General features: G+C 65.0%; 1 pseudogene. It reads right to left on the reverse strand.

Annotated elements, in window-relative coordinates:
• A pseudogene (istA, locus tag NKJ91_RS33760) lies at positions 1-540 on the reverse strand (IS21 family transposase); the annotation flags it as partial.

The following is a 540-nucleotide window of genomic DNA, read 5'->3' on the forward strand; positions in this document are numbered from 1 at the left end:
GAGCGCCGCCCAGCGCCTCGAAAGCCCCAGCATGGCAGCGCAAGACAGTCGGCAGATCCTGGCGGACGACGAAGCGTGCCCAAATAAGGCGACTGAAGCCAAGCACCATGGAGAATAGCCAGACGATTTTCGGCGTGGTCGGCTCGTCGGTAAGACGACATTGAACTGGGCGAAGTCGACCTGCGCCTGCTCGCCGGGCGGGGTCTCGAAGCGAACCTCGTATCCACGCTCCGCCGCGGCAGGACGGACGTCGCGCAGGAAGTCGGTGACCGCCGTGTAGCCGCCGCCATAGCCGAGGTCCTTCAGTCCCTGAAAAGCCGGCTGCCGGTGAGCCCGGGATATCGCGTGACGCGTTCGCGAAGATAGGCCGTGAAGGGATCGATCACCGCCTGACGCGGCTTGCGCGGTCCGTAGGCCGGAGCCTCGAGCCCGCGCTCAATGTATTTGCGCACCGTCTTGCGGTCGATCCCGCTCTCCCTGGCGATCGCCGACACCGACAGGCCCTGCCGATGCAAATCCAGTATCATCATCATCTCCCCG

The sequence above is a fragment of the Mesorhizobium sp. M0040 genome (genome assembly GCF_040323505.1).
Classification (GTDB): domain Bacteria; phylum Pseudomonadota; class Alphaproteobacteria; order Rhizobiales; family Rhizobiaceae; genus Mesorhizobium.